Raw genomic sequence first — 19,838 nt, 5'->3', positions numbered from 1 at the left:
TCACTGGCTGCTGCTGCCCGTGGGCCGAACGACGTAGACGACCCGGTACTGGGCGTCCGGTGGCGGACCGTCCAGCGCCATCGCATAGCGGTCGGCCAGCGTCATGAAGAACGTTCCGGCCGAATCCGGGTCGATGCGTTCCACCACCCCGCGGATTTCGAGGTACCGGTATGGCTGGTCCGGGTCGTTGATGGAGACCGCCACGTGTGGATTGGCCGTCACGTTTCGGTACTTGTACCGGACGGTCGTGTTCGTGAAACAGAGGAACTCGCCGTCCCAGGAAAACCACATGGGATTCACCTGCGGCTGCCCGTCGGGCCGGATGGTCGCCAGATGGGCGAAGAGCGGCCGCTCCAACAGGTCGCGGTGGCTGTCCGGAATGATGGTCACGTTTTTCTCCTCAGGTCGCCGAGGCCGTCAGGCTGCCTCGTCGGCGGTGCGGTGAACAGTGCGGTCAGTCGGGTCCGCACCGGTGCGGCGTCACGGGAGGCCGTGTCGACATGCCCGTCCGGGCGCACCAGGGCGGCGACAGCGCCCCGCGCCCGGCCGTTTCCGTCGAGCACCCGCACGTCCACCCGGTCCGCGAAGTGGTCGCGGCACAGGTCCGCCAGTGCGTCGAACGAGGCGCCGCCGGAACCGTGCCGCTCGGGCCGCGAGATCAGCAGGGTGTAGCGCAGGTCGTCGAGCTCGGACCGCAGCGGCAGCGGGATCAGTGCGCCCGGCTGGAATCCGGCCACCGCGCGGCCCTCCGACGCCGCCACCCGGTACCTGGTGCGCAGGCCGGCCAGCCAGGGAACGTAGGAGATGTCGAACAGTCGTAGGGCTGAGGCGGCCCGCAGCAGCGTGTCCCGAAGCGCCACCTGGTAGCCGCGGCGCAGCAGCCAGATCCGCGTCTGCACGTCGGCCTGGCGGACGACCGCCCGGGCTACCTGCCCACGCTCCGCCGCGTAGGTGTCCAGCAGATCCGGATCCGCCCGGCCGTGCCAGACGAACGCCATCTTCCAGGCCAGGTTGTGCGCGTCGGTGACGCCTGTGTTCAAGCCCTGCCCGCCGGCCGGGCTGTGGATGTGCGCCGCGTCCCCCACCAGGAACACGTGCCCGACCCTGGTCCGCTCGGCCTGCCTGGCGTGCACCGAGAACACGCTGAGCCAGTCCGGGTCACGCAGGACGATCCCGCCCGGGCCCCGCTCGTCGACCAGCCGCTGGACGGCGTCGAGGTCGGCTCCCTGCTGGGTGAAGTCCGGTGGCGCGGAGGTGAAGACCCGCCACCGGCCGGAGGGCAGCCCGCAGGCGACCAGGATGCCGCGCGTGGAGCAGAAGTAGTGGGTCATCGTCGGATCGAGTGCGGTGTCCGCCAGCGCGTCGGCCACCACGAAGCGCAGCTCATAGGTGTCGCCGTCGAAGCCGATGCCGAGCTGGGCCCGGACCGTGCTGCTCGCGCCATCGGCGCCGACCAGGTAGGCGAACTCCTCGATCCGCTCCGCGCCGTCCGGATACCGCACCCGCACCCGCACCCGGTCGTCGCACTGGTCGAGGTCGAGCAGTTCGGTGCGCCATTCCGGCGAGCCGCCGAGGCCGGTCAGGACCTCCCGCAGTACCTCCTCGACGCCGGGCTGCGGGCAGATCAGCGGCCGGGTGGCCGTCCGGTAGCGCAGGTTGGCGATGACCTTCCCCGAGGAGTAGTAGCGCATCTGCGTCTGCGGCAGGGATCTCGATGCCAGCGCCTCATCGCCCCCGATCCGACGGATCAGTTCACGGGTGCGTGGCCACACCCCGAGTGCCTTGGACAGGGTGCTCGGCCCGCCGGCCCGGTCGATGCAGCGCACCGGCACCCCGCGCCGGGTCAGCTCGATCGTGGCCATGAGACCGGCTGGTCCGGCGCCGGCGACCAGCACCGGCAGCCGCGGTGCCGACGGCGTCATGCGTCCACCGCCACGGTGACGGGCTCCGCCTGCTCGGTGGTGGTGACGCCAACCTCCCGCGGCCGCAGCAGCAGATGAAGCACGACCCCGGTGGCGGCTCCGATGCCGACCAGCAACCACAGCAGAACGTGGATGCCGTGGGTGTAGCTGCGCGTGAGCAGGTCGAGGAAATCGGCGCGGGCGGTACCGGTGAGGCCGTCCGCCGCGCCGGTGAGGTTCCCGCTGACCGCCTTGTTCGCGATCGTGGCGGCATCGGCACCGCCCGGCGGGACCGCCGTCGCCGGCAGGCCCGCGGAGATTCTCCCCCGGGTCACATCGAGCACCAGGGCCCCCATCGCCGCGATCGCCACCGCCTCGCTGGCCAGCCGCACGGTGTTGAACATGCCGGCGGCGGTACCCGCCTGTTCGGGCCGCACCGAGGTGATCGCGACACCGTCGACCAGACCGGCCGTCATGCCCATGCCCGTACCGATCAGGAACAGCGGCCCGATGAGGCTGACGACCGCGATGTCCTGGTCGATGACCGTGAGCCAGGCTGCACCGCCGGCGGCCACCAGCATGCTCAGGCTGAGCACCAGCCGGGTGGACAGCCCGCGCCGGACCAGGTTGCTGACAACCAGCGGCACCACCAGCACAGGCAGGGTAAGCAGCATCATCGTGTCACCGGCGCGGCCGACGGACATCCCGCGGGCACCGGTCAGGTAGGCGGGCAGGAGCACCACCAGGCAGACGAACCCGAAGGACAGGGACAGCGGCACCAGCGAGGCGGCCAGGAAGCGCGGCTGGCCGAACAGACCGAGGTCGAACATCGGTCGCGCCTGGCGCAGTTCGGCGACGACGAACAGCGCCATGAGCACCGCCGCCGCAACGAGGAGCAGCACCGTGCCGGCGCTGCTCCAGCCCCACTGCGGCCCCTGTACGACACCGAGCATCAGCAGCAGCAGGCTCAGCGTGAAGGAGGCGATGCCCGGCCAGTCGAACCGGATCGCGGCGGGATTGCGCGACTCCCGCACCATCGGCACCGCGACGGCCACCAGGACCATGACCACCAGGTGCGAGGCGAACACGCCTCGCCAGCCGAAGGCGTCCACCAGCAGCCCGGCGGTCGACGGACCGAGAGCCAGCCCGGCGCCGGCCGCCGAACCGAGGATGGCGAACGCCCTGGCCTGCGCCGCGCCCTCGAACGTGGTGGCGAGGATTGCCGACCCGGCCGTCATGACTGCGGCCGCGCCGACCCCGGCCAGCGCCCGGGCCGCATCCAGCACGATGATGTCGGACGTCAGCACACTCACCGCGCTCGACAGGCTGAACAGGGTGAGGCCGGCGACGAACAGCCGCTTGCGACCCAGGATGTCGGCGGCCGAACCGCATGCCAGCATGGAACACGCGAAGGCCAGGTTGTAGGTGTTTAAAACGTCGTAGCATCATGGTATGGAATTTCCGCCGTTGAGCCCCTTGCCCCAATGGCCCGATGCCGACCCCGCCCTGTGGTACGGACGGATGTCCGATCTCGACAAGGATGCCCGTATCCCGGATCAGTTCGCCCGAGGGCAGAAGTACGCCGCCCTGACCGGCGAATACTGGATCGCCGGGGCATGGGCCGATGACGGCGTCTCAGCGTGGCGGGAAGACGTCGTTCGGCCTGAGTTCGAGCGGTTCCTGTCCGTCTTGCGCGCCGGGAAGTATCGGCTGGTCGTGGCGTGAGAGGAAAGCCGGATCACCCGTGATCCGGTGGTCGGAGCCGAGTTCGGCAAGATCATGCAGCGGATCGGGGGCCGCCTCATCGTGACCGATGGGGAGAAGGCCACGACCTACGATTTCCGCCGGCAGCGCGACCGTGACTCATGGCATGGCGCGGTGGGGAAGTCCGTCAGTGATTCGGGTTTGAAGTCCGAGCTGGTCAAGCGGAAGTTGGACGCGAAGCGCGAAGCCCTGGAGTTCCTGGGTGGCCCCGTGGGGTTCGGGTGGTCCCAGACGATCACCCGGTCAGGTAAGAAGATCGTGACGGTGTGGTCCGTCGACGAGGAGCAGGCCCGCTGGCTACGCGAGGCCGCGCGGCGTATCCGCGAAGGTGAGGCCGTTCTCAAGGTCTCGGATGATTTCTACGACCGTGGGCTTCGGATCCCGCACCGGCGCACGCACCCGGGCGACACGATGAAGAGCGGCAGCCTGACGCGCGCCAGCCTCTCCGCGATGCTGCGTAACCCGAGGATCGCTGGTCTGTTCGCGACGGGAAACGTTCACACGGGCTGGACCGTGAAGGGCCCGATGGCGAACTTCCCCGCGATCCTCACCGAGGAGGAGTGGCGGGAGACATGCGCGGCGCTGGAAGCGGTCACGACCCGCAAGGGCACGGGTACGGCCGTCAAGCACACGTTCGCCGGGTACTACGTGTGCCACAAGTGCAGGCGTTCCCTGGTCCGGAACTCTCCCCGCGCGTACGCCCTGTGGCGGCATCGTCTCGGGAAGAGCCGTGAACACTTCGAGTGTGACCAGTCGTTCCACATCAACGCCGCCGACGCGGACGACCTGATGACCCGCCTGGTTGACGCCTACCTACGCCGCCGAGACTGGGAGAAGACCGGCGACGTCGCGGACGGTGACGAGCTGAAGGCCGAGCGGACCGAGAAGGAACGCGAACTGGCCGATCTTCCCCGCGCGATCGCCGCCAAGGAGATCAGCCTGCGGCTGGGTGGCCAGCTCGAGGCCCAGTACGAGACCCGGCTACGGGAGATCGACGCCGAACTGGCCCGCCGCGCGCGTCTCGTGACCGTCCTGGACGGAGCGGAAGCGCTCCGACTCTGGCGCGGAGGCACCCTCACGGAGAAACGCCGTGTCCTGTCAACGATCATGGTGAAGATCATTGTGGTTCCCGGGAAGGATCTTCCGTTGCGGGAACGGCTGGACCCGCAATGGCGCTATCCCGGACCTGCCTGACCGCCGCTGTCGACGTTCCGCGCGGGTTTCGGTGCAAGTGCGGTCACGATCGCCGCCGCCATCAGCGCCGATGGTTCCGGAGCCCGCGCGAGCTGAGCCGCTATCCACCGCGCATCCGCCTCCAACTCAGCCTCACGGCCGGCATCAGGAGGGCCAGCCGCCGACCTGGAGACCGACCTGCCCGAGGACCGACCACGCCGCCGCCCAGCAGCACCAGGCCCACGACCACCATCCGTCTCCGACTCACACGACATCACCCGATCAGCCCCGATATCCCGCAGACCGCCCCGCGCCAACGCCGGTCGAGGTGCAGCCCACCCGCCCACCCACGCCACTGTCGTCTCACACGAGCGCTCACCGGCCGTGTCCGTGAGCAACGACGACGAACAATCGGCACCTTCGGTGCTCGTCTCCGGGCCAGCCACCTGCCCACCCAGCTCCGCCGGGCCCGAACCGGAGTCGTCGAGGTCATCGAACAGCGACGGCTGAACCGACCCGGTACTCATCTCTCAGCCGGCCCATTGCCCACCGGGCTACCAGCCGTCCGCGACGACCGCAACTCGGGAGGGTCAGCCCCGTGTCCGCCGAGGTCTAGCCCCCGGCCCGTATACGTCCACGCCCCGAGAACGATCGTGTTCTCATCGCCCTCAGCCCGGCCGAAGGCGTCCACCGGGACACGGCCCGCCATCGCCGCGCCGATCGTGCGCGACCACACCCGCCGTACCGTCCGTAGCGCGGTGAACGTCGTCGAGTAGGTCCGCGATTTCGTCAGCCAGTGGCCACCGAACCCCATCTGATGCGCCCACCGCAGTAGCCGTGGGATATCGCCGGAATCCCGGCCGAGTGCCGCATCCAACGCCGCGGTGAACACCGGATCATGGCCGAGCCGCCAGCAGGTCTCCACCAGACGGCGCACATGCGGCGCCAGGATCAGCCGGCCCAGCGCGGCCAGCGACCGCACCGGATGATCCAGCGCCCCGCCGGCCGCCGCCGACTTGGTGAGGTACTTCGCCAGATAGTTACTGATCCGTCCGACATCGGTGGGTCCGTCGAGCGCGATGCGCCGGATGTCGACCTGGACACCCCAGCGCACCGCCCACCCGTCAGCCGATGCGGTGCCGTCGAGGGTGCCCATGTCCGGATCCGGAGCAGCTACCGCGACCGACCCGACGACGTCCCGCAGCGCGTCCGCGACCAGATCACCATCCGCCCAGCCAGGAGGAGACGAGCCAGGCCCGTCCGGCCCGTCGACCCGGACCACCACATGCAGATGCACCACGCCCCGCGCCTGCATTTCCGCGACCTTGACGAAGCTCAGCCGCGCCGAGCGGCGTAGCCCCGCCACCGTCAGACCCGCAGCAGCCGCGACCGCGGATTCCGTCGCGTCGCGTGTCGTTTTCCAGAGCCGAGGTACCAGCGCGTTCCACGTCACGGCCCGGCCGTACTGGTAGCAGTCCGGGCAGATCGGGGAACCGAGCCGGGAATCATCCTCGCGGTGCCGCTCATGACAGCCTGCCGGACGGCCATGGGGGCAGAGCCCCCGCCGGGGGTGGCAGGCCCGCACCGGACCGCCCTTACCGCCCTGCTGACGGCGGGAATGCACCGGCCCGAAGGTCGGAGCGGTCAACGTCACGAACCACGCCGGATGCGTCGTGACGGTCTCTGGTACGCCTTTGCCGCCCGCGAGCCCGGCCAGGACCAGCCGCCGGGCGTCCCGCTTGTACACCGCCGAACAGGCCGGGCACGCGGACTCCCGCCGGTTGCCGCACCGCACATGCAGCACCCCGCCCGGCAGATCCTTCCCGGACAGCGCACGGCGGATCTCACCGGTCCCGACATCCACATGATCGACATGGCCGGACAGGCGGATCGGACGGGAACAGCCACCCGCGACCGGCCGGTTTTCGGGCAGGCTCACGCCCACATCCACGGAAAACACACCGCGCCCTTTCACTCGCACACGCCCCCACCAGCCCAGACCCGGAAAACCACAGGTCAGACCAGCGGAGAGCGCGAAGAAAGAAAGCAGGAATGAGAACAGGAGAACCGGAACGGAAACCGAACCCGACGGGCCTTCCGCCGTACAGCCATCCCACACCGAAACGCCGGCACAATGCCACACACAAAAACACGCCCATAGTCGGCAGCGCTAATGGCACACGAAACGGCAGCGCGACCGGCACCAGACCGGCACCGGCACGGGGAACAGGTGAACGCGCGGAAACCCCGCGCAGGCTCAGCCGCCCCCGGCTACCCGCTCACCCCACAGGCAGCAGCAACCCAGGACAGCAGCAGAACACGGCACATGCGCACCCCAGACGGAACATCAACACGACTGGACGCAGGCCACCGACGGCGACCCACGGTGCAGCAGCCCGAGCCCGGTCCGTGCCGCTCCGAGGCGGCTCACATGTGGACAGCCCGACAATGTGGCGTACTGCCGTACAAGAAAAAGATCATCGTGGCGCAGGGTTCAGAACCCTCGAATGCCGTCATTGACGATACCACCCCGGCGCATTGGGTGCCAGGGGGCATGGCGACGACCCCGGGGCACCTCCACCCGAGGGGAAGGGTCGGGAAGGCCGCGGGGTCGCCTGGCGGGGGTGGATCGGTAGGGATAGTTCCGCGAGAATCGTTGCTCTACCGGTCCGACTCGACGGCCTGCCGTACCGCAGACGGCCCCGGGAAGTCGGCGGGTATCGCGTCCATCAGCGTTTCGTTGGCAAGCTCACCCAGCCAGTATCCGGAGTTTCGACGCTCCCCGATCCTGCGGAAACCAGCTTTCTCGTAGGCCCGGATCGCAGCCAGGTTCGGAGAGAGTACCGATAGGTGGACGCATCGCAGGTTCGTCACGTGAAAGGCGTAGTCGAGTGTGAGCCGCGTCGCTTCGGTACCGATACCGTTGCCACGGCTGGCCGGGCCGAGCTGGATCACGAACTCCCCGGTTCGCACGTGATGGTCGATGAGAACGGCGGTGGTGCCAGCGGGGGTCGGCGGATCCGTGGTCACGTCGTAGACGGTGAACCTCAGCTGATCGTCCGTGCCGCGCGCCTGATGCTGGAACCCCTCTCGCCGGTTTTCCAGCGAGTCCGGTGTCTGGCGACCGTAGCCGACCAGGACGCCAGGATCCTGCTCCCACTGCCAGTAAAGATCGACGAGGTTGCTGGAGAACGGGCCGAGCCCAGCGCGTTCGCCCCGGATCCACACGATCGGTTCATGCACGCCTGTTCTCGCTTCCGTTGTCGCGTTCGGGTACGGCGCGCAGGACGCCGAACCGTGCGGTTGACGACGGTTCGGCAACCCGCTGTCCGTCGTCAGTCTCCACCCAGGCATGGAGCCGGACAGGGTCGGCTGCTGCGCCGTGGCACCACGTCACCCGCTTCCGGCCCATGGCCAGCAGGAGGAACGCCGCTGATGATTCTTCGAGGCAGGCAACACGACCCGGCATGACCGTTCCTGCCCGCCGGACGGCGTTGACCGCTTCCATGAGGTGATCAGCTGAGGCGTTGACCCTGGTGCGTCGCGTGGCCCACGTCAGCAGACGAAGTAGCCGCGCCATCCGGCTGCGACCTTGTCCGGCCGAGAGCGCGCCGAGCACGACGAGTAGGGCCACACCCGCACGCAAGGTCATCCCGCAGGATGCGGATCCGGCCGTCGTGCGCCCGGCCTGCATCTCCTGCGTTCCCCAGCTTGGCACCCACGACGGCCCGACCGCCGTCGGTTGGCCCGCCCGATGTCGAAGGGTCTCCATGATCAGTTCTGCCGTAAGGAGCTGTTCACGCAGGGCCCGCGCGGACTGGGTGTCCAGCAGCCCTGACGGGTCGCCGTACCCGCTGGTCGTTGCCGCCTCCCACCAGCGCGCGGCCGGCCCGGTCAGTACATCAGCACGGCCGTTGCGGTAGTTGACGATCACGGTGGCCGGGCCGACATCGAGCGCACGAACGTGTTCGGGGACGCTGATGTACTCACATGACATTATCTATCGCTCTCCGTGGTTCTTGGAATCCACGCCACATCGGATGTGTCACCCAGGGCCCGTAGCCATACCTCCGCCGCCAAAGCCGGCTCCACGGTGGCGAACGGGACAGGGAGCCCTGCGGCCATCATCGTCAACGTCTGTCGGAACTCGCCGGGCTCGACGAGGCCCAGAGCGGCCAACCGGCCGTCAGCCAGGGCATGGAGCGAAGCCAGGTTCGTGCGCATCCCCTGGTAGTGGTCAGGATTGAAATCGCCCTTGGTAGTGCGCTCTGCCAGCCTGGCAGGGAACAGGTTCGCCATCGCAGCCCGCAACACGGGCTTGTAGTCGGCGGGGCCGGGACGGTCACCCAGGGAAACCGACAGATAGGTATCCACCACGCGAGAATCCGTGAATGGGTTGTGCAGCGCTACCCCGGCCGCTTCGGCAAGCTGAATATCGGCGCGCGCGGAGCGCCCCACCTCCGCCATTCCTTCACCGGTCATGACCGTGGCAAACGAACCGGGGGTGGGATCATCCGTGCGTTCAGCTACCGCCGAGGCGACAGTCCGTGCCCGTTCCCGTGCCTGCAACGTCGCCCATGAGGGAAGAGGTTCGATCCCGCACCAGCCGATATCGCCATCGGCGGTACTTCGTGAGGAACCTCCACCCAACTCCGTGGCCAGCGCCGCCAGCGCTGCCGCGCGACGTTCTCGCGAGACACGGTGAGCCGACCGCAGCAGCGGCCACACGGGAAGCCTACGCAACCGCGCCCATCGGATCGTTTCGACCACTGCCCGCCGGCTATGCCCGATCGCGAACAAATCTGCCAGAATGATTGGTGGAGAACACAGCAGGCTATCCCCGCCATCGCCAGTCAAATGGCAATCAGTGTCGAAGGTTCTCCGCATCCAGGCGAGTTGACCGGAAAATCGGGCATGCGCGATCGTGGACGGCGCCGGTTCGTCTGTTACCGGGACAACATCCAACGCAGAATACGGCGCGTGCTCCGCGCCCAGCGGCATGAGGCGATGAACGATTCCGGAATGTCTGGCCGCGAGCCGCGCATAGTCCACGTCCCCACCCGTGGCACGGCCGACTGGATGCACCGTCACCCCGGTCACCGGCCGCGAAGTGCCGGACGACGCATGGGCTAGCAAGCAAGAGATGTCGAGTCGAACCCGCCTGACATATCCGCTGTCAGCGCTGTCGCGTTGACTGCCCGCACGGCCACCGCCGCTGCCAGTTCCGCCCGCAGTCGCCTGCCGGGTGAATCTGCGCATGGTCGAGGCGACCACATCCGTTCCGCCCGCACCGCCCCCGAGCGGATCAGGGTCAGGCGATGTCCGGCGGGTACAAGCCCTACGCCCTTGAACGCGGACCGCCCCGCAAACAGGACAGGCACCGACGGAGCCAAAAGCCACATCGCCAACCGATCCAGATCCGGCCCGGCACCGGTCAGCGCAGCCAACGCGCGTGAGCTGGAAGACCAGTACACCCCGCCGTCCAGCGAGGCTGTGTAGATGGGCCATGCTCCACCGAGGTCGGTCCAGATGCGGGTAAGGCTGTCGGTGACTTCCACAGTGGTGTAACTACCCGCCCACTGCCAGGCCACGTCGTCCGGAACCCCGTGCGTTCCGAGTCGCGTCAAAGAATTCCGAGTGATGGCGCAGGGGCCGATCACCGCAACCATTCGGTGGTCGCTGTGCGTCGTGCGGACCTCGTGCCCGTCCCATCGGCCGACCGTCCAGCATCCGGGAATGGTCGGCCACACCTCCGCACTGTTGGCAGGGGTCCGCGGTGGCGTTGCGGCGCTACTGAAGCCCCCGAACCAGCGCATGTCTCCCATCCCTTTCGTCCTTTCCTGAACGTACTGGTGCCTGGCCCCATGCGGAACCAGGCACCAGCAGGACGCGGACTAGCTGTTATACGCCTTCCGCTTGTCCTCCGCGCTGCCCTTGCCCTGGCCGAGTGTCACCATCGACGCCTCACCGAGGCACACCAGCAGCACCGGATCCTTTTCCGCCGGACCCTCGTGCGACTGGAGGTCAACCGTCACCATTTTTCCGCCCTACCTTTCCTGGTGTTTGCGCGGCCAATACCGCGCCTGGGTACCCGACAGCGGCCGATTCCGCGTCGGGGGATCTGGGTGAAGGCTCACCGGAGCGTCATTCTTGACTATGACGCAGCGTCGACCTTCAAATCAGAGCAGGGAAATGGATCTCCCAGACGTCGATCGGCAACACCACTTCGTGGTCGCGCAGGCGCACCCGATGCAAACTGAACGTCACTCCGTCCGGTGTCACATCCGGGTTCGGTCTCGATCCCGCCATTACGATCCGGGGCAACTCACCTGCCATGATCCTCTGTCGCCGCAGCCGGATACCGACCGCCCACGCCACCCGGGATTCCATCAGCGACGTGAACCTGCGGTGCATCAGTACGAGCCCCACCGGAGCAAGCTGGGCAATCCCAATACTTGCCCCCACCATGATTTCCTCGTCCACCGCCAACTGGTCGGACAGCAGCATCTCCTGTGCCTCGCTGTCCGCCCGCAACGGCTCTGGCAGCATGCCGATGATCAAACCGTCGCGGTGCCAGGGCACGAACTCCGGGAGCTGGCCCGTGTGAAATTCCCACCCCGTGGCCGTGACCGCCCCACTCGCCATTACTCGGGCCCCGGACGAAGAGCCAGAGCCAGATCCCTCAAAGGCTCGCGATCATCCCCAAGTCCAGGAACGGAAGCGCACGGTATCCCGGAATCGTGATCCCGTGCCGGTGGGCATAGTTCGCCATCGACCGCAGATCCGCGAATGGGGCGACCACCTGAGCGCCCGGCACTACCAGCGCGAAGGCTCCCGACGGGGTCATCACGTCCCGGAGGTTCACCATTCGCGCGAGCCCCGTAGGAATACCCGTTCTCGTCATCCCACTCCCAGTCGTCATCGTCGACGTCGTACCTGTCCTCGTCCTTCATCGCTCCCACCTCTACCGACCGCATCCGTCAGACCGCGAACCCCCGGTACCTGTGGGACCAAGAATGCTGCGCACTCCAGCCACGGCACCCCAGGCCCCCAACGGCACCGGCCGGGGGGGACGGCCCCAAGCCCGACCAGGGCCGCTACGAGAAGTTCAACGCGGATTCCGCACGTGCCCAAGGACAGATGCCACGTCAAGTAACCGGCTGTCACCGACGGCCCGTCCGGCGATCAGAGCCGTTGTCCGGTTGACGTGACCAGTCGAATCGCAGGTCAAATGATCAGTCGACCAGCCGAATCCACGGTGACTTCCCTGCCGCCCGGTCCGCCACCGAACATGGGCCGCTACGCTTCGTGCAACCCCTTGTTCTGGGAGGCACCCGTGACGCCACATCGCGCGACAGAGCACCCCGGATGGAACCCCTCTATGCTCCGCCGGCATCGGCTTCAGTACGGGCTCACCCTTCCCACGCTCGCCGAACGCATCCGCAATATCGACGTCGACAGCGCCCGTGAACGAAGCTTCACCCCGCCACTGGCGACCGCCGAAGTCATCGGCAAGCACGAACGCGGGCAGACCTACCCCGGCGCCGACTACCGCGCCAGCTACCGGCACATCTTCGGCACTGGAGACGCCGACCTGGGATTCCGCCACCGGCTCCCCGCCGAGCACGCCCAGACGACTCCGCAGCAGGCCGACTCTCCCAGTGACCGGGCCGCGTCCTCTCCGCCGCCTTACTCTGGAGACATCGGCGGGTACACCGCTTCACGCCCGCCCGATACCGACGGGCCGGAGAGGCGGATCATGACCGAATCAGAAGAGGCGTTTAACTTCCTGGTCAACGCCGAACGGGCCGCGGCTCGACCGGAAGTTCTCGACTTCCTCCACCAACAGGTACGCAGCCTCGCCATCGCGTTCCCGACCGAGGCGACGAACCTTGTAGGCCCGCTACTCGACGCACAGCGCGTCGCCTTCAGACTCCTGGACGGCCCAACTCCGCCAGACCAGGCCCGGGACCTCTACTTTCTCGCAGCAATCACCTCCGGCCTCCTCGCCCGCGCAGGAGTCGACCTCAGCCAGCACACAACCGCCGACATCTACGCCCGCGTCGCCTACCTGTGCGCCGACCGGGCAGATCATCCCGGCCTGCGCATCTGGGTACGCACCGAACAGGCCCGCGCCGCCTACTGGACAGGGGCACCACACGAGGCACTGCGCTACATCGAAGCAGCCGAAGCAGACGTCCACCTCGTTCACGGCACGGCAGCGATAGAGACCGCCGTACAGGCAGCCCGTGCCCATGCGGCACTCGGCGACAGCGCACAGGCCCATGCCGCCATCACGCGAGCCGTAGACCTCCGCGAGCGGACCCGTCCCGACGACCTGGACGAGATCGGGGGTGAACTCTCCACCCCGGTAGCCGTCCAACTGTTCATCGCATCCGATGCCCTTACCCGACTCCCCGAGGACCCACGCGCCGAGCAGGCAGCCATGGACGCCGTGGAAGCCTTCGCCGCCGCAGGTAACGCCAGCTACGGCAGCCGAGCCGGGGCCCACATCAACCTCGCTCTGGCTCGCACCCGCCGGGGTGACGTCGACGGCGCCCAAGACGCCCTCCGGCCCGTCCTAGCCATCCCAGCCCAGCGCCGCAACCACGGGATCCGCACCCTCATGCAGCGCATTCAAGGTGCGCTGACCGACCAGCGGTACGGACGATCGCCGCAGGCACTCGACATTGCAGCCGAGGTCGAGAACTACTGCCAGGTGACCCCGACAACCCGGATCCCCGAGTAGTTCAAGATCCTCGCTAATGTTCTGTACCGTTTCAAGGCGCCCCTACGGGGCGCGCGGACGCCCTGCCGCACACGCCGTGCGCGCCGCACTCGCCACGCCCGGCCGGGCTCGCCGCACGCGGCGGGGCCCCGCCTCCCTTCGGTCGGCTCCCCACCGGTGCGTCGGCCTGCCGGGTGTGTCGGTGCGTCGGCCCGTCGGAGCGTCAGACCACCCGCCGCACGCCGGGAAAGGCGGAAGCCTGCGGTTCGTGAGAGATACGGATGCCCTTCGGGCAGCTCATACCCGGGGGGCTACGCCCCAAGGCCGCGAGATCTGACGGAGCGGGGTGTGTGCGGTTGACGCTGGTGTTTTCTGGGGCGCTGCCCCAGACCCCGGCCCTCGCTCTGGAGGAGGGGGAGGTGCGGCGGATGTCCGCTGATCGCCTCCGCCGGACGGACACCCAGAGGGGTTACCCCGGAACCCCCGACCGCGCAAGAGCGCACAGCACCCAGCAGGCACCGGCAACGTTGGCGCTCGTGCACGGCCGGAGAACCCGGGGTAAGGCGCGGCCTGCCCGACCGACGGAGGAGATCAGCTCAGCCCGGAGTATGTGAAAGACAAAAACGTGTCGTGGCGTAGATTTCCGCCGACGGGAAACGGCCGGTAACCGTGATCCGGGTTACCGGCCGTTCGGGTGCCACCAGGTGTTACACGGTCAGGAGCGAGGCGACCAGCTCAGCGCCGACCGGATCGGCCGTGTCGGTTCCGTCCCGGGCCACGAGCAGCCGCACACCGGCACAGCGCAGCATCTCCAACGCGGCCAGCTGGCCCGATTCTGTCTCGGCAAGGCGGTCGATGCTGTCGACCACGACCACGTCATAGCGGCCCGCCCGGACCAGGCGCAGTGCCGCCCACCAGGCCCGCAGCCCCGACCCGAACTCACGCACCGCACCACCAGCGGACCAGCCCCGTGCCGCGCACGCCGAGGTGAACACGTCCCGCTGTTCCGCACTGTCCCCAGTGCCGGTGTGTCGGGTGAAACTCAGCGCCCGCACCGTGCCGGCCATCACTGGCCCCTGTCCCGACGGTGGCGACCGCCCGGGAATCCGGTGACCTGCGACTGGTACCACAGAGAAGCCATCGTGCCGGCCAGGGTCACCGAGTCCCACCACTTGCCCGCCACGTCCAACGGCGCGTTCGGGTCCACCATCACCCGCACCCCACCCGGGAGCAGCAGCACCGGCCGCAACGCGGCGTACTGGGTGTGCTTCGGCAGCTGAATCTCAGCGTCTTCCGCCGGGTGCGCCTGCAACACGACCTGTAGATGGGACCGGCTATCGCCGCCCGTCCCGTATGGCATCATGGCCATGGGTTCCACTCTCCTGTTCACGCAGGATTTGGGATCAAGGCCCGGGAATGGTGCTACCAACACCGTCCCGGGCCGCTCTATTCAATTCTCTTTCATGATACCCGGTGGACGTCGGATAGTCCGCCGATTCAGGGAATCCCGAGGAATGCCGCCGGTCGATTCTCTGTGCCCCTGCGGACATCGGCAGGGTCCACAACGCACCTTCCATCGAGCGATCATCACGTGATGAACGTTTCCGCTACGAGCCGGCGTCCCAGGGGAAGCAAGATCGGACGACGCCGCCCCTGCGGCCGGATGGTCGCACCGAACCGACCCGGCGCCGGACGCGACCTCAGCGCCCATCTGCGGCAGCTAGGCCCCGAGCGCGCGAAGGTACCCCGCTTGCAGGGAAAGCGGGGTACATCTATGCAGGTCAGACGTTGCTACGACGTACTACTTGCGTAGGAGTTGACCACCCACTGCAACGGAGCGTACCCGGCGTGCAGGTCGACACCGATCCGCGGCAGGGCGACGGACGTGCCGGTCAGGGAGGCCGGCAGGGTCAGCACGGCCAGGCAGACCGCGATCAGAACAATCACCGGGCGGCCGCGGCCGCCCACGGAAGGCGCATTCATGGCAGAGGTCCTTGTTCCCAGAACTGGTGGGGCCGAGTAGGGCGAAAAGAACGGAGGGGACGGGTGGCGCGGAGAAGGACGCGCGACCGGGTCAGGCCGCCGGTCGGCCGACGGCCGCGCAGGAGAAGCTGAAGCCACCGCCGGCGCCGATCACCAGGGCGAACTCGCCCGGGGCGAGCAGGTCCTGTTCGACGATCGCGGCGAGGTTCGCCCCCATGTCGCCCGCGCCCAGATGCCCGGTCTCCGCGCCGAGGTCCACGATCTTGGCGGTGGTGGCGTTCTCAACGGCCGGGTGATAGGTCTCCTGCCGCACCTTGAGACCGACCCGGGGCAGGGCGATGAGGCGCAGCCGCGGATCGTCGGAGGTGAGGCCGCTGTCGGCGAGGCAGTCCGCGATGATGCGACGGAGCGTCGCGTGCACGTCCCGGAAAAAGCCGGCGGTGCCGACGTCCTCCATGAAGGCCTTCTTCGTCCGCCTCACGTCCACTCGCTCGCTGAGCCACCGGCTCGCCGGGGTGAAGGGGTCGCGACCGCGGTGCAGCCCCTCAGCGGCGGAGACCGCCCCGCTGGCCAGACCGAGCAGCGTCAGCTCGTCCACCGCGTCGTCCCGCTCGTGCAGGAGCATGGCCGTCGCGCCGTCACCGTAGAAGACTCCGTAGTCACCGCTCCAGCCGTCGAATCCCTCGTCGCGGAAACAGTCGGCCGTCGTCACCAGCGCGGCGCCGGTCGTGCTGTCGGCGAGCAGGCGGGCGCAGGCCGCCTCCAGGGCGACCCCTCCGCCGTTGCACATGACCTGGATGCCCAGCGGGACGCTGCGGCGGGCACCGAGCTGATCGGCGATGTAGTGCGCGGGCGACCAGAAGTCGTGCCCCTGGTGATGGATCCAGGCGTGCGCGCTGAAACCGAGGCGGCTTCCGTCCCAGCCGGCGGCGTACAGCGCCGCCCGCGCGGCCCGGACCGCCATTTCCGGCGCCGCGACATCCCGCGCGACCGGTACCCGGATGACGGCGGTGTTCGCCAGGTCCTGTTCGCTGATGTGGCCCTGGCCGATCGCGTCTCGGGCGGACACGGTCGCGTCGGGCAACCACGCTCGGACCGCTCGGAGACCGAACCCCGATCTGAGGTACATCATGCCTTCCCATTGCCTCGTGTCGGAATGCCGGGAAGAAGGTCCCAGCCGCGCTCGGCCGCATGGGCGAGGAGAACCGGGTCCTGTCCGACCACGCCGGCGTGGCCCACGGCCGCGAGCATCGGCAGGTCCGAGGAGTGATCGCCGTAGGCGACGCAGAGCCGCCCGTCGACGCCGAACTCGGCGAGCAACGCCCGGGCCGCGGTGGCCTTGCCCTCACCGATGACGGTGCGGACCACCCGGCCGGTGTACCGGCCGGCACGGACTTCGGGGACCGTACCGAGCACCTGATCCGCCCCGAGGTGTTCCGCGATCGGGTCCAGGCAGGCCGAGAACGATCCCGACACCAGGACGATGATCGTCCCGGCGGCCTGGAGTCGGCGCAGCACCCGCACCAGCTCGCCGTGGAAGAGCGAGCCCCCCACCATCTCCTGTTGGAACCACCGCCGGCCGCTTGCGGCCACCTCGGTCTCCCGCTGGCCAGCGAAGACCTCGTAATAGAGCCGGTTGGTCTCCCCGCGTGGCACCCCGTCGGCCGCGAGCCGGTGCAACCGGTCCGCGATCTGCCGGTACCGGTCCGGCGCGCCGAGGTGGAACTCCAGAAAACTGAGCATCCCCTTGACGGTGATGAGTGTTTCGTCGACGTCGAAGAACGCGATCCGGGCGGGATCGATGCCCATGGCGACTCAGTACCTGGTGCCGACGGCCGCCGGCACCGCGTCGAGATCCGCCAGGTCTTCGCCGCTCAGGACCAGGTCCGTCGCCGCCACGTTCTCCCGCAGGTAGCGAGGGTTCTTTGTGCCGGGAATGGGGACGACCTGACTGCCGTGGGCCAGCGTCCAGGCGATGGCCACCTGCGCCGGCGTCGCGGAGTGACGCTCCGCCACCTCGCGGACGACATCAACGATGCGCTGGTTCGTCACGATCGCGGGTCCGCGGAACCGCGGGTTGGTCGCCCGGAAATCGGAGTCCTCGAAACGGTCGACGTGCAGGGTACCGGTGAGGAAGCCGCGGCCCAGCGGGGCGAACGGCACGAAGCTCACCTCGTTGTCGGCGCACCATCGGACGACGTCGCTCGCCTTGTCCGGCCCGAGCGGGTCCCGCGTCCACAGGGACAGCTCCGACTGGATCGCGGTGACCGGGTGGATCGCGTGCGCCTCGACGGCCTGCGCCACGCTGACCTCGGAAAGGCCGAGGAAACGCACTTTGCCCTCGGCGACCAGCTCGGCCATCGCCCCCCAGGTGTCCGCGAGCGGGACGGCCGAGTCGACGCGGTGCAGGTAATACAGGTCGATGACTTCGGTGCCAAGCCGGCGCAGGCTCGCCTCGATCGCCGTGCGCAGATAGGCGGGCGACCCGTCGAGATGTGACCTCCGGGCAGCCAGGTCCTCGATCACGATGCCGAACTTCGTGGCGACGACCACGTCCTCGCGCCGACCGACGGCGGCCCGGCCGAGCAGCTCCTCGTTGTGGCCGGCACCATAGATGTCCGCGGTATCGAGCAGGGTCACGCCGAGGTCGACGGCTTCCCGGATCACCTCGACCGAACGGTTGTCGTCGAGTTCGGACTCCTTGTAGAGCCAGCTCATCCCCATGCAGCCCAGGCCGATCCCGCCGACCTCGACCCCGGTTGCGCCGAGTTTCCGTACCTGCATCCCACGTTCTCCTTTCGGACTCAGGCGGCGAGGAGCACCAGCGCCGCGTTGTGACCGCCGAATCCCAGCGAGGTGCTCAGCGCCACATCGAGGGACGCGGTCGTCGCCGTGCCGGCGACGACCGTCAGGTCGACCGCGGGATCCAGGTCGGTGAGATTCGCCGTCGGCGGGACGGCGCCGTGGCGCAGCGCCAACGCGGTGAGACCGGCCTCGATGGAGCCGGCTGCGGCCAGGGCGTGGCCAGTCACCCCCTTGGTCGACGTCACCAGGGGACGCTCGCCGAGGGTCCGGCGCAGCGCCCTGGCCTCGGTGACGTCGTTGAGCGGCGTCGACGTGCCGTGCGCGTTGACATGGTCGACGTCGTCGCCGGCGATCCCCGCGTCTCGCAGAGCCGCCCGCACCGCCCGCTCGATGCCCGCCCCGGCCGGATCAGGCGCAGTCGCGTGGTACGCGTCCGACGAGGCTCCAAATCCGCTGACCAGGGCGTGGACGTCGGCCCCGCGGGCGCGGGCGTCGGCGGGCCGCTCAAGAACGAGGATCCCAGCGCCCTCACCGGCGACGAACCCGTCCCGGGCCACGTCGAACGGGCGCGACGCGGCGGCCGGGTCGTCACGCCGGGCCGACAGCGCGCCCATCCGCTGCAGGCCGGTGATCGCACCCGCGGACAGGGCCGACTCGGCACCGCCGGCTATCACGACGTCGCAGGTGTCGGACCGCAGCAGGTCCCGGGCGAGACCTACGGCGGTGGAGCCGGACGCACAGGCCGTCGCCGTGACCAGACTTGGGCCGAGCGCCTGGCAGTCGATCGCCACGCAGCCCGCGACCATGTTCGCCATCCCCATAGGGATCATCAACGGCGAGACGTCCTCCGGCGCGCCTTCGACGAGAGAGCGGTGCTGCCGTTCCCAGGTGTCGGTGCCGCCAAGCGAGTTGCCGATCACCACGCCGACGCGCGCGCCGTCCCACGTCCCCGGGTCCAGCCGGGCATCGGCGATCGCCTGGCGAGCGGCCACGATCGCAAGCTGGACGAACCGGTCGAGCCGCCAGGCCATGGCTCGGCCCAGCAGCTTCGTCCCGTCGAAGTCCGGCACCCGGCAGGAGAAGTCGACCGGGAGACCGGCCAGGGCCGGGTCCCGCGCCGCCGTGGACACCCCGGAACACACCCGCTCCCAGGTGGCGTCCGTCCCGATGCCGGCGGCGCTGACCAGGCCCAGACCGGTGATCGCGGCGTCGAACCGGGCCGGCGAGGAACCGGTCACACCCGGCTCCCCTTCGCCTCGACCAGCCTGGCGGTCTCGGCCAGGGTGGTGCCGGTCTGCAGGGCGTCGTCGTCGAGCGACACCCCGAGCTCCTTCCTGATGATCAGGAGGAACTCGATCAGACCGAGAGAGTCGAGCATCAGCTGCTCGTAGGTGCTGTCGGGCGTGACGCCCTCGGCGACGACACCGAGCCGGGACACGAGCAGGTCGGTGAGCGTTCCTTCCAGCGCGTTCATGATGTTCTCC

At 68.7% G+C, this 19,838-nt stretch carries 20 protein-coding genes; 3 read left to right on the top strand and 17 right to left on the bottom strand.

Annotated elements, in window-relative coordinates; all coding sequences use genetic code 11:
- Genes FRANCCI3_RS10620 through FRANCCI3_RS10610 form a run of 3 tightly spaced genes read right to left on the bottom strand, consistent with a single transcriptional unit; the run spans nucleotide 1 to nucleotide 3,319 of the window.
- Nucleotides 1-390: a PPOX class F420-dependent oxidoreductase gene (locus FRANCCI3_RS10620; protein ID WP_011436532.1), complete on the bottom strand. Its 390-nt coding sequence runs from the start codon at nucleotides 388-390 to the stop codon at nucleotides 1-3.
- Nucleotides 387-1,922, bottom strand: a complete 1,536-nt coding sequence (locus tag FRANCCI3_RS23395; RefSeq protein WP_011436531.1) for an FAD-dependent monooxygenase — start codon at nucleotides 1,920-1,922, stop codon at nucleotides 387-389. Before FRANCCI3_RS23395 ends, FRANCCI3_RS10620 begins: the two co-directional genes overlap by 4 nt.
- The gene (locus FRANCCI3_RS10610; protein WP_258165192.1) at nucleotides 1,919-3,319 is read right to left on the bottom strand and encodes an MFS transporter; all 1,401 of its coding nucleotides are present in this window, start codon (nucleotides 3,317-3,319) and stop codon (nucleotides 1,919-1,921) included. Before FRANCCI3_RS10610 ends, FRANCCI3_RS23395 begins: the two co-directional genes overlap by 4 nt.
- A 34-nt stretch (nucleotides 3,320-3,353) precedes the next feature.
- On the opposite strand from FRANCCI3_RS10610, the gene FRANCCI3_RS10605 reads away from it, so the two are divergent.
- Together FRANCCI3_RS10605 and FRANCCI3_RS10600 are read left to right on the top strand one after the other, a co-directional pair.
- On the top strand, nucleotides 3,354-3,626 hold the full coding sequence (locus FRANCCI3_RS10605; RefSeq protein ID WP_011436529.1) for a recombinase family protein: 273 nt from the start codon (nucleotides 3,354-3,356) through the stop codon (nucleotides 3,624-3,626).
- Between the two features lie 27 nt (nucleotides 3,627-3,653).
- Nucleotides 3,654-4,859 carry a recombinase family protein gene (locus FRANCCI3_RS10600; RefSeq protein WP_011436528.1) on the top strand — a complete coding sequence of 402 codons (1,206 nt, stop codon included), beginning with the start codon at nucleotides 3,654-3,656 and terminating at the stop codon, nucleotides 4,857-4,859.
- Between the two features lie 502 nt (nucleotides 4,860-5,361).
- On the opposite strand, the gene FRANCCI3_RS10595 is transcribed toward FRANCCI3_RS10600, so the two are convergent.
- The 6 genes from FRANCCI3_RS10595 to FRANCCI3_RS10575 all read right to left on the bottom strand — a co-directional run bounded on the left by FRANCCI3_RS10595 (nucleotide 5,362) and on the right by FRANCCI3_RS10575 (nucleotide 11,420).
- Nucleotides 5,362-6,798: a replication initiator gene (locus FRANCCI3_RS10595; RefSeq protein ID WP_011436526.1), complete on the bottom strand. Its 1,437-nt coding sequence runs from the start codon at nucleotides 6,796-6,798 to the stop codon at nucleotides 5,362-5,364.
- Nucleotides 6,799-7,499: 701 nt separating this feature from the next.
- Nucleotides 7,500-8,081: a GNAT family N-acetyltransferase gene (locus FRANCCI3_RS10590; protein WP_011436525.1), complete on the bottom strand. Its 582-nt coding sequence runs from the start codon at nucleotides 8,079-8,081 to the stop codon at nucleotides 7,500-7,502.
- Nucleotides 8,074-8,835: a lasso peptide biosynthesis B2 protein gene (locus FRANCCI3_RS10585; protein WP_011436524.1), complete on the bottom strand. Its 762-nt coding sequence runs from the start codon at nucleotides 8,833-8,835 to the stop codon at nucleotides 8,074-8,076. The genes FRANCCI3_RS10590 and FRANCCI3_RS10585 overlap by 8 nt, the downstream gene beginning before the upstream one ends.
- The gene (locus FRANCCI3_RS27445; RefSeq protein WP_083503451.1) at nucleotides 8,835-10,097 is read right to left on the bottom strand and encodes an albusnodin/ikarugamycin family macrolactam cyclase; all 1,263 of its coding nucleotides are present in this window, start codon (nucleotides 10,095-10,097) and stop codon (nucleotides 8,835-8,837) included. Before FRANCCI3_RS27445 ends, FRANCCI3_RS10585 begins: the two co-directional genes overlap by 1 nt.
- Nucleotides 10,098-10,732: 635 nt before the next feature.
- Complete coding sequence (locus FRANCCI3_RS26140; RefSeq protein WP_023841791.1) at nucleotides 10,733-10,876, bottom strand: albusnodin family lasso peptide; 144 nt, start codon at nucleotides 10,874-10,876, stop codon at nucleotides 10,733-10,735.
- A 136-nt stretch (nucleotides 10,877-11,012) separates the two neighbouring features.
- On the bottom strand, nucleotides 11,013-11,420 hold the full coding sequence (locus tag FRANCCI3_RS10575) for a hypothetical protein (protein WP_237704580.1): 408 nt from the start codon (nucleotides 11,418-11,420) through the stop codon (nucleotides 11,013-11,015).
- 799 nt (nucleotides 11,421-12,219) lie between these two features.
- Here FRANCCI3_RS10575 and FRANCCI3_RS10565 point away from each other — a divergent pair.
- Nucleotides 12,220-13,587, top strand: coding sequence for a hypothetical protein (locus FRANCCI3_RS10565; protein WP_023841793.1), 1,368 nt, complete (start codon nucleotides 12,220-12,222; stop codon nucleotides 13,585-13,587).
- Between the two features lie 686 nt (nucleotides 13,588-14,273).
- Here the strand turns inward: FRANCCI3_RS10565 and FRANCCI3_RS10555 are convergent.
- The 8 genes from FRANCCI3_RS10555 to FRANCCI3_RS10525 all read right to left on the bottom strand — a co-directional run bounded on the left by FRANCCI3_RS10555 (nucleotide 14,274) and on the right by FRANCCI3_RS10525 (nucleotide 19,828).
- The gene (locus tag FRANCCI3_RS10555) at nucleotides 14,274-14,633 is read right to left on the bottom strand and encodes a recombinase family protein (RefSeq protein ID WP_011436518.1); all 360 of its coding nucleotides are present in this window, start codon (nucleotides 14,631-14,633) and stop codon (nucleotides 14,274-14,276) included.
- The gene (locus FRANCCI3_RS10550; RefSeq protein WP_011436517.1) at nucleotides 14,633-14,935 is read right to left on the bottom strand and encodes a hypothetical protein; all 303 of its coding nucleotides are present in this window, start codon (nucleotides 14,933-14,935) and stop codon (nucleotides 14,633-14,635) included. Before FRANCCI3_RS10550 ends, FRANCCI3_RS10555 begins: the two co-directional genes overlap by 1 nt.
- A 422-nt stretch (nucleotides 14,936-15,357) precedes the next feature.
- The gene (locus tag FRANCCI3_RS26135; protein WP_011436516.1) at nucleotides 15,358-15,549 is read right to left on the bottom strand and encodes a hypothetical protein; all 192 of its coding nucleotides are present in this window, start codon (nucleotides 15,547-15,549) and stop codon (nucleotides 15,358-15,360) included.
- A gap of 91 nt (nucleotides 15,550-15,640) precedes the next feature.
- Nucleotides 15,641-16,633 (bottom strand): 3-oxoacyl-[acyl-carrier-protein] synthase III C-terminal domain-containing protein, encoded by a 993-nt coding sequence (locus FRANCCI3_RS10545; RefSeq protein ID WP_236701521.1) that lies wholly within the window; start codon nucleotides 16,631-16,633, stop codon nucleotides 15,641-15,643.
- Nucleotides 16,634-16,677: 44 nt separating this feature from the next.
- Entirely contained in the window at nucleotides 16,678-17,358 is a 681-nt protein-coding gene (locus FRANCCI3_RS10540; RefSeq protein WP_011436514.1) for an HAD family hydrolase, read from the bottom strand.
- Nucleotides 17,359-17,364: 6 nt separating this feature from the next.
- Entirely contained in the window at nucleotides 17,365-18,333 is a 969-nt protein-coding gene (locus tag FRANCCI3_RS10535) for an aldo/keto reductase (protein WP_011436513.1), read from the bottom strand.
- A 20-nt stretch (nucleotides 18,334-18,353) separates the two neighbouring features.
- The gene (locus FRANCCI3_RS10530) at nucleotides 18,354-19,592 is read right to left on the bottom strand and encodes a beta-ketoacyl-[acyl-carrier-protein] synthase family protein (protein ID WP_011436512.1); all 1,239 of its coding nucleotides are present in this window, start codon (nucleotides 19,590-19,592) and stop codon (nucleotides 18,354-18,356) included.
- Nucleotides 19,589-19,828, bottom strand: coding sequence for an acyl carrier protein (locus FRANCCI3_RS10525; RefSeq protein ID WP_011436511.1), 240 nt, complete (start codon nucleotides 19,826-19,828; stop codon nucleotides 19,589-19,591). Before FRANCCI3_RS10525 ends, FRANCCI3_RS10530 begins: the two co-directional genes overlap by 4 nt.
- Nucleotides 19,829-19,838: the final 10 nt, after the last annotated feature.

This window comes from Frankia casuarinae (genome assembly GCF_000013345.1).
Classification (GTDB): Bacteria; Actinomycetota; Actinomycetes; order Frankiales; family Frankiaceae; genus Frankia; species Frankia casuarinae.
Note: the sequence above shows the minus strand (reverse complement) of the source record. Positions and strands in the feature narration are given on the sequence as shown.

Coding starts and splice junctions, on each gene's coding strand:
- FRANCCI3_RS10555 (WP_011436518.1), bottom strand. CDS start 14,633: ATGGCCGGCACGGTGCGGGCGCTGAGTTTCACCCGACACACCGGCACT.
- FRANCCI3_RS10550 (WP_011436517.1), bottom strand. CDS start 14,935: ATGGCCATGATGCCATACGGGACGGGCGGCGATAGCCGGTCCCATCTA.
- FRANCCI3_RS27445 (WP_083503451.1), bottom strand. CDS start 10,097: ATGCGCAGATTCACCCGGCAGGCGACTGCGGGCGGAACTGGCAGCGGC.
- FRANCCI3_RS26135 (WP_011436516.1), bottom strand. CDS start 15,549: ATGAATGCGCCTTCCGTGGGCGGCCGCGGCCGCCCGGTGATTGTTCTG.
- FRANCCI3_RS26140 (WP_023841791.1), bottom strand. CDS start 10,876: ATGGTGACGGTTGACCTCCAGTCGCACGAGGGTCCGGCGGAAAAGGAT.
- FRANCCI3_RS10585 (WP_011436524.1), bottom strand. CDS start 8,835: ATGTCATGTGAGTACATCAGCGTCCCCGAACACGTTCGTGCGCTCGAT.
- FRANCCI3_RS10525 (WP_011436511.1), bottom strand. CDS start 19,828: ATGAACGCGCTGGAAGGAACGCTCACCGACCTGCTCGTGTCCCGGCTC.
- FRANCCI3_RS10535 (WP_011436513.1), bottom strand. CDS start 18,333: ATGCAGGTACGGAAACTCGGCGCAACCGGGGTCGAGGTCGGCGGGATC.
- FRANCCI3_RS10605 (WP_011436529.1), top strand. CDS start 3,354: ATGGAATTTCCGCCGTTGAGCCCCTTGCCCCAATGGCCCGATGCCGAC.
- FRANCCI3_RS10565 (WP_023841793.1), top strand. CDS start 12,220: ATGCTCCGCCGGCATCGGCTTCAGTACGGGCTCACCCTTCCCACGCTC.
- FRANCCI3_RS23395 (WP_011436531.1), bottom strand. CDS start 1,922: ATGACGCCGTCGGCACCGCGGCTGCCGGTGCTGGTCGCCGGCGCCGGA.
- FRANCCI3_RS10540 (WP_011436514.1), bottom strand. CDS start 17,358: ATGGGCATCGATCCCGCCCGGATCGCGTTCTTCGACGTCGACGAAACA.